The organism is Streptomyces pseudogriseolus, from assembly GCA_002154585.1.
Taxonomy (GTDB): Bacteria; Actinomycetota; Actinomycetes; order Streptomycetales; family Streptomycetaceae; genus Streptomyces; species Streptomyces pseudogriseolus.
Genome location: MUNG01000365.1, coordinates 1 through 7,667 on the forward strand (window position 1 = coordinate 1; position 7,667 = coordinate 7,667).

General features: G+C 75.6%; 7 protein-coding genes. 5 read left to right on the forward strand and 2 right to left on the reverse strand.

The genetic code is table 11. From position 1 onward, the window contains the following. On the forward strand, window positions 1-666 hold a 666-nt coding region (locus tag CCN29_RS27640), incomplete at its 5' end, for a TerD family protein (RefSeq protein ID WP_442538518.1). Between the two features lie 52 nt (window positions 667-718). Here CCN29_RS27640 and CCN29_RS27645 read toward each other — a convergent pair. Further along, complete coding sequence (locus tag CCN29_RS27645) at window positions 719-1,912, reverse strand: glycosyltransferase (RefSeq protein ID WP_086685331.1); 1,194 nt, start codon at window positions 1,910-1,912, stop codon at window positions 719-721. A 39-nt stretch (window positions 1,913-1,951) separates the two neighbouring features. Here CCN29_RS27645 and CCN29_RS27650 point away from each other — a divergent pair, with 39 nt between their 5' ends. Next, window positions 1,952-2,746, forward strand: coding sequence for a glutamate racemase (locus tag CCN29_RS27650; protein ID WP_006136439.1), 795 nt, complete (start codon window positions 1,952-1,954; stop codon window positions 2,744-2,746). A 49-nt stretch (window positions 2,747-2,795) separates the two neighbouring features. Then, window positions 2,796-3,347 carry a hypothetical protein gene (locus CCN29_RS27655; protein WP_006136438.1) on the forward strand — a complete coding sequence of 184 codons (552 nt, stop codon included), beginning with the start codon at window positions 2,796-2,798 and terminating at the stop codon, window positions 3,345-3,347. A gap of 758 nt (window positions 3,348-4,105) precedes the next feature. Here the strand turns inward: CCN29_RS27655 and CCN29_RS27660 are convergent. Further along, entirely contained in the window at window positions 4,106-5,101 is a 996-nt protein-coding gene (locus CCN29_RS27660; protein WP_086685333.1) for an O-antigen ligase family protein, read from the reverse strand. A gap of 327 nt (window positions 5,102-5,428) precedes the next feature. Here CCN29_RS27660 and lnt point away from each other — a divergent pair, with 327 nt between their 5' ends. Both lnt and CCN29_RS27670 read left to right on the forward strand, forming a co-directional pair. Continuing rightward, complete coding sequence (gene lnt / locus CCN29_RS27665; protein ID WP_107481738.1) at window positions 5,429-7,039, forward strand: apolipoprotein N-acyltransferase; 1,611 nt, start codon at window positions 5,429-5,431, stop codon at window positions 7,037-7,039. A gap of 55 nt (window positions 7,040-7,094) precedes the next feature. After that, on the forward strand, window positions 7,095-7,595 hold the full coding sequence (locus tag CCN29_RS27670) for an NUDIX hydrolase (RefSeq protein ID WP_006136435.1): 501 nt from the start codon (window positions 7,095-7,097) through the stop codon (window positions 7,593-7,595). Window positions 7,596-7,667 lie beyond the last annotated feature (72 nt).

The window sequence follows — 7,667 nt, forward strand, 5'->3', positions numbered from 1 at the left end:
CCCCGGCCCGTCGCACCGCCGGCGCCCGTCCAGCTCACCAAGGTGACGCTCACCAAGGCGGCGCCCTCCGTGTCGCTGACCAAGCAGGGCGGCACCTCGGGCGCCCTGCACGTCAACCTCAACTGGGAGGTGCGCAAGCAGTTCTCCGGCTGGGCCGCCAAGCTGGGCCGCCCGGTCGCCATGCACTCCGACCTCGACCTCGACCTGTGCGCCCTGTGGGAGCTCACCGACGGCAGGAAGGGCGTCGTCCAGGCCCTCGGCAACGCCTTCGGCTCGCTGCACCAACCGCCGTTCATCCACCTCGACGGCGACGACCGCACCGGCGCCTCGGCGAGCGGCGAGAACCTCACCGTCAACCTGGACCACAAGAACCAGTTCCGGCGCATCCTCGTCTTCGTCACCATCTACGAGGGCGCCCGCTCCTTCGCCGACCTGCACGCCACCGTCACCCTCCGCCCGCAGCACGGGGCGCCCGTCGACTTCTCCCTGGACGAGTGCACCGTCCCCTCCACGGTGTGCGCGCTCGCGCTCATCACCAACAACGGCGGCGACCTCGTAGTCCAGCGCGAGGCCCGCTACCTCGTCCCGGAGCGCGGCGTCAGCCCGCAGCGCACCGTCGACCACGCCTACGGCTGGGGCATGAACTGGACACCGGGCCGCAAGTGACGGGCCGTCGGCCGTGCGCCTGCCGGCGATCCGCCCGTCGGCTCCACGTCCGTCAGCCTTCCTCGGCGGCGGTCTCCGGGCGGGCGTAGGTGCGGCCCTTCCAGGCGGCGCCGCGCCCGCGCCGGTGCTGCACCGCCGAGTCCACCGTCATCAGCAGGTACAGGAACGCGGTCACCGGCAGCAGCGGCGCGAGCCACAGCGGCTGCCGGTAGTACCGCAGCATCGGGACGTACGTCCCCGCCATCACCAGCCACGCCGCCCCGCCCAGCAGCGCGCACGGCACGCTCCCCGCCGCCGCGCCCACGGCCACCGCGGCCGGCGGCACCAGGTACACCAGCGTCAGACCGGCGACCGTCCCCGCCAGCAGCAGCGGGCTGTGCCGCAGCTGCGCGTACGCGCTGCGCGACACCATGCGCCACAGGTCGCGCAGCCGCGGATAGGGGCGCACGCTGTCCACGCCGTCCGCGAGCCCCAGCCAGATCCGCCCGCCGCTCCGGCCCACCGCGCGGGCCACGGCCACGTCGTCGATCACGGCGTGCCGCACGGCGTCCGGGATCCGCGCCCGCGCGGCGGCGTCGGCGCGCAGCAGCACACAGCCGCCCGCCGCGGCGGCCGTCCGCGACCCGGGCCGGGAGATCCGGCGGAACGGGTAGAGCTGTGCGAAGAAGTACACGAACGCCGGCACGACCAGCCGCTCCCACAGGCTCTCCACCCGCAGCCGCGCCATCTGCGACACCAGGTCGAAGCCGCCGGTCCGGGCCGCCGCCACGAGCCGGCGCAGACTGTCCGGGGCGTGCGCGATGTCCGCGTCCGTCAGCAGCAGGTACTCGGGGTCCCGCGCGCGGGCCAGCTCCATGCCGTGCCGCACCGCCCACAGCTTGCCCGTCCACCCGGCCGACGGCTCGCCCGGCGACACCACCCTGAGCGGGAGACCGCCCTGCCGCCGCGCCAGCTCCCGCGCCAGGTCCCCGGTGCCGTCCGTGCTGCCGTCGTCGACCAGGACGACCTCCGCCCGGCCCGGATAGTCCTGGGCGAGCAGCGACGGCAGACTCGCGGGCAGCACCGCCGCCTCGTCCCGCGCGGGCACCACCACGCACACGTCCGGCCACGCGTCCGGGTCCCGCGACGCCGGAAGCCGCACGTCCGTGCGCCAGAACCACCCCTGGAACAGCAGCAGCCACAGCCAGGCAGCGAGGGACACGGCGGCACTCCACACGACGGCGCTCACGTCCGCAGTCTGCCCCACGGCACGGCCCCGCGACGGCTCATCGTCTATCGTGGCCGGGTGAAGATCGCGCTCATGGACTCCGGAATCGGACTGCTGGCGGCCACCGCCGCGGTACGGCGACTGCGCCCCGACGCCGATCTGGTGCTCTCCCTCGACCCGGACGGCATGCCGTGGGGACCGAGGACGCCCGCCGACCTCACCCGGCGCGCCCTGGCCGTCGCCGAGGCGGCCGCCGTGCACCGGCCCGACGCCCTGATCGTCGGCTGCAACACGGCGACCGTCCACGCCCTCACCGCGCTGCGCGCCCGCCACGAGCCCGACCTGCCGGTCGTCGGCACCGTCCCCGCCATCAAGCCGGCCGCGGCCGGCGGCGGCCCGCTCGCCATCTGGGCCACCCCCGCCACCACGGGCAGCCCCTACCAGCGCGACCTGATCAAACGGTTCGCCGCGGACGTCACCGTCACCGAGGTGCCCTGCTGGGGACTGGCCGAGGCCGTGGAGCGCGCGGACGACACGGCGATCGACGAGGCGGTCGCCGCGGCCGCCGCGCTCACCCCGGACGACGTGACCACCGTCGTCCTCGGCTGCACCCACTACGAGCTGGTCGCCGACCGCATCCGCGCCGCCGTGCAGCGCCCCGGCCCGCAGCCGCTCGCCCTGCACGGCTCCGCCGGCGCGGTCGCCGCCCAGGCCCTGCGGCGGCTCGGCGAACAGCCCGCCCCCGACGCCCCTGCCACGGGCTCGCTCACCGTGCTGCTCAGCGGACGCCCCGGCGCGCTGCCCGACGCCGCCCTCACGTACCCGGAGGGCACGCTGCTCCAGACGGCCGTCCCCGCCCGGACGGCTCAGTAACGCCCCGCGACGCGGTACCGACGCAGCGGATCCTGAGTAACCTCGAGGCATGAGGGACCACCGCTCACGCCCGGGCGAGCACGGCCCGTACTCCGAGGTCTGGACCGGTCGCGCCACCGCCCGCTTCCAGTGGCTGCTGGCGCTGATCGGCGCCGCCTGCATGGCGCTCGGCATCGCCCTGGCCGTCGACTCCGCGTGGACGTCCGCCGTCGCGCCCCTCGCCATGGCCGTCGTCGGCTGCATCGCGGCCGGACTCCTGGTGCTGTTCGGCACCCTCGCCTTCGTGCACGTCGCGCTGCGGGTCGACGAGGACCACCTCGAGGTGCGCTGCGGCCACATCGGCGTGCCGCGCCGCCGCATCCCCCTCTCCCACGTCGCCGGCGCTGAATTCGCCCCGCACGTCACCCCCCGCCACTGGGGCGGCTGGGGCTACCGCTGGCGCCCCGAGCGGGGCACGGCGGTCGTCGTCCGCCGCGGCGAGGGCGTGATCCTCCGCCTCGCGGACGGCCACACGTTCACCGTGACGGTGGACGACGCGGAGGCGGCGGTCCGCGTCATCCGCGACCGCCTCCGGCTGGGAAGGCCGGACGCGAAGCTGTGAGGCGGCCCGCGGGTCGCCTCCGGCGGGCGGCGGGCGGGTAGGCGCCTGTCCCACCGGGAGGCGAGTCAGGCGGCCTGGCTCGCGCCCGTCCTCGACGAACCCCGCGACCGCTCGGCGGTGACGGCCAGGCGTCCGCCGAGGCAGCCGGTGGCCCGAGGTACCGGGCGGCTCGGCCGGTGACGCGGCGTCCGGCGCGGCGGTGGGGCTGTCGCCCGCTGTCGCGCTGGTACGGGCATGCCTGCGTGGGATGCCCGGTCGAGTTGGCCCAGGGCGGGCGCGAGTCCGGGTCCGCCGGATCGGGCGGTCGAGTCCCCGCGCATCTCGGGCGCCGGCGCCGCTAGCCTCGGCTGTCGCACTGCTACGGAGATGCTTACGCGAAATGCCCGGCGGAGTCGGCCGAGGGCGGGTGCGAGTTTGGTCCCGCCGGATGGGGTCGGTTCGGTCCCGGCATACCTCGGAGGCTGACGCCGTAGTCCTCGGCTCTCGCGCTGGTGCGTAGCTGCCTGCGTGCTGGACGACTGGCCGAGCTGATCGGGGGCGGGCTCAAGCTGGGCCCGCCAGGCCGGGTGGACCATTCCCCGCCCACCCTGGCCGGTGCCGCTGTCCCCAGCTCTCGCGCTGATACGGAGGTACGTAGCTGCCCGCGCGCGGGACGCCCGGTCGCGCCCCCCGGGAGCGGGCGCGAGTTCGGGCCCGCTGCACCGGGCGGACCGGGCCCTTCACCCCCGCCACCGTGAGGTGATCCAACCCCGGCGTCCTCACCGGACCGCCCCGCCCCGTACCTCACCCGTGCGGCGGGCCGTGTCCAAGGTGAAGGGGCGGGACGTGGCGAGGCCTGCGAGGAAACCCGTGCCGACCGCGACCGCGGTGAAGCTGAGGGCGTTGCCCACCGTGGCGACGGCCGCGAGGGCGGTGAGGGCGAGTGCCGCCGTCAGTACCAGCGGCGTCGGGCGCGGGCTGCGCCACAGCGCGTACAGCAGCCAGCCGAACGCCGCCGCCAGCAGCAGTACCCCGACGACGCCCTGTTCCGCCGCGAACTGGAGCGGGGCGGAGTGCGGCTTGCCGTCGGACAGCGGGGACGCGAGGGACGCCGTGCTCAGCTCGCCGAAGCGTCCTGGTCCCACGCCCAGGCCCGCGTGGGTGCGGGCCAGGTCGAGCGCGTCGTGCCACAGCGCCACCCGGTGCGGGGTGAGCCGTCCCTCCAGTGAGGCGGCGAAACCTTCCGGCACCGCGTGCCCGGCGACGGCCCAGGTCAGCCCGGCCGCCCCGGCGACGGCCAGGCCCAGACCGGCGAGGGCGGCGCCACGGCGCCGTACCCGGCCGGCGGCCAGGGAGCCCGCCAGCACCGCCGCCCCGGCCACGCACCCCGTGACCGAGCCGAGTACCGCCGCCGTCACCGCGATGCCCGCCGCGACCAGCCGCATCGCCGACCGGACCGCCGGGACGGAGGCCGCCCAGGCCGCGCAGCAGGCGGCCCCCGCCGACAGGATCACCATGGCGGTCGTCGCCCCGGCGTGCCCGAGCGGGGCCGTGATCTGCGGACCCGGTGCCAGATGGGGGACCCACGCGGTGAGGGCGATCCCGGCCAGCGCACCCGCGCAGGGCGCGGCCACCGGCAGCAGCGCCCCGCCGATGCGGCCGGCCGCGTACCCGGCCGCCACGGCCAGCACCGCGAGCAGCATCCCCTCCGGCCGGCCGTCACGGGCCGCCGCGGTGATCAGGGGCCAGGCCGCGCACGCGCCCAGCACCACCACCCCGGCCGCGTCCGGTCCTGTCCGTCTCTCGCCGTCCGCGTCACCACGGGCGGACGCCCTGTCCGTCGAACCTCTGGAACCCACCCCGCTCGCACCCCGCCCACGTCGTGCCCCCGAGCCATGTGACGGTCCTCGCCCGCGCACCCCCCGTCGGGCCGCGCGGACAAGGCACCGGCACACGGTAACGGCTGGTGGCCCGTTTGGGGACGTCTGGTGACGACCCGCGCGGAAACGGTGACCGGCGCCGAAAGCGTGCGCCGTCCGGCCGCCCCGGCGCCGTACGACCGTGCTGTCCGGCCCCACGGCGCGCGCCGTAAACTCCCCCGGGTGACCGTCACCGCACCTCTCGTCGACGCGTCGGAACCCCCGCCGCCGCAGACCATGCCCTCGGCCTGGGAGAAGTGGCGCGCGCGCCTGCTCCCGGCCGGCGCCGCCGCGCTCGCGGGCCTCCTCCTCTACGTCAGCTTCCCGCCGCGCACCCTGTGGTGGCTCGCCGTACCCGCCTTCGCCGCGTTCGCCTGGGTGCTGCGTGGCCGGAGCTGGAAGGCGGGCCTGGGCCTCGGCTACCTCTTCGGTCTCGGCTTCCTGCTGCCGCTGCTGGTGTGGACGGGCGTGGAGGTCGGCCCGGGACCGTGGCTCGCGCTCGTGGCGATCGAGGCGGTGTACGTCGCGCTGGTCGGCGCGGGAATCACCCTGGTGACGCGGCTGCCCGGCTGGCCGGTGTGGGCGGCGGCACTGTGGATCGCCGGTGAGGCGGCACGCGCGCGCGTGCCGTTCAGCGGCTTCCCCTGGGGCAAGGTCGCCTTCGGCCAGGCGGACGGAGTGTTCCTGCCGCTCGCCGCGCTCGGCGGCACCCCGGTGCTCGGCTTCGCCGTGGTGCTGTGCGGCTTCGGCCTGTTCGAGACGGCGCGGCTCGCCGTGCGCGCGCGGCGCACCGGGACCCTGCGGCGGGCCGCCGCGGTCGTCGGCGTGCTGAGCGTCGCCGTGCCGGTGGCCGGGGCGTTCGCCTCGCGCGCCCTGGTCAGCGACAAGGCCGAGAGCGGCACGGTGACCGTCGCGGTCGTCCAGGGCAACGTGCCCCGCCTCGGTCTCGGTTTCAACTCCCAGCGGCGGGCCGTCCTCGACTACCACGCGCGCGAGACGCGACGGCTGGCCGCCGAGGTCGCCGCCGGCCGTGTCGAGCGCCCGGACATCGTCCTGTGGCCGGAGAACTCCTCCGACATCGACCCGTTCACCAACGAGGACGCCCGCGAGGTGATCGACGGCGCCGCGAAGGCCGTCGGCGCGCCCATCTCGGTCGGCGCGGTGGTGACCCGGGACGGCAAGCTGCTCAACGAGCAGGTCCTCTGGGACCCGGTGAAGGGCCCCGTCGACGTCTACGACAAGCGGCAGATCCAGCCGTTCGGCGAGTACCTCCCGCTGCGCTCCGTGGTCGGCGCGATCAACGACGAGTGGACCTCGATGGTCCGCCAGGACTTCAGCCGCGGCTCCGAGCCGGGCGTGTTCGACCGGGACGGGGCCGCCGTCGGCCTGGTCACCTGTTACGAGGCCGCCTTCGACTGGGCCGTGCGCGACACCGTCACCGACGGCGCCCGCATGATCTCCGTGCCCAGCAACAACGCCACCTTCGGCCGCAGCGAGATGACCTACCAGCAGCTCGCCATGTCCCGGGTCCGCGCCGTCGAGCACAGCCGCGCCGTCACCGTGCCGGTCACCAGCGGCGTCAGCGCCGTGATCATGCCGGACGGGAGGATCACCCGGAAGACCGGGATGTTCGTCGCCGACACCCTGGTGCAGGAGGTGCCGCTGCGCACCTCGCAGACCCCGGCCACCCGCCTCGGCACCCTCCCGGAGATCGCTCTCGTCCTCCTCGCCGCGGGCGGTCTCGGCTGGGGCGTGGCCGCCCGGGTACGCGCCCGGCGCACCGGCGACCGGTAGGTGAACGCTCCAGGAGCGCCCGGACGCGCCCCCGGGCGCCCGTTAGGGTCGGGGCATGGCTACTCCTGACTTCATCCGCACCCTGCGCGCCTCGGCCGGCCACCAGCTGCTGTGGCTGCCCGGCGTCACGGCCCTCGTCTTCGACGACGAGGGCCGCGTGCTGCTCAACCGTCGGGCGGACACCCGCAGGTGGTCGGTGATCGGAGGCATCCCCGACCCGGGGGAGCAGCCCGCGGACTGCGCGGTGCGGGAGGTCGAGGAGGAGACCGCCGTGCGCTGCGCGGTGGAGCGGGTGGTGCTGGTGCAGGCCCTGGAGCCGGTGACGTACGAGAACGGCGACATCTGCCAGTTCATGGACATCACCTTCCGCTGCCGTGCCGTCGGCGGCGAGGCGCGGGTGAACGACGACGAGTCGCTGGACGTCGCCTGGTTCGCGGTGGACGCGCTGCCCGAGCTGAACGACTTCGCGAGCTTCCGCATCAAGCAGGCCGTGGCCGACGCGCCCACCTGGTTCGAGCCCGCACCCACATGGCTCGACCCTACTGAAAACGGCTGAACTGTAGGGCGCGACCACATGGGTCGACCGGGGCGTGCTGCCTAGGGTCGACCCCATGACCGCGCCCCGTAC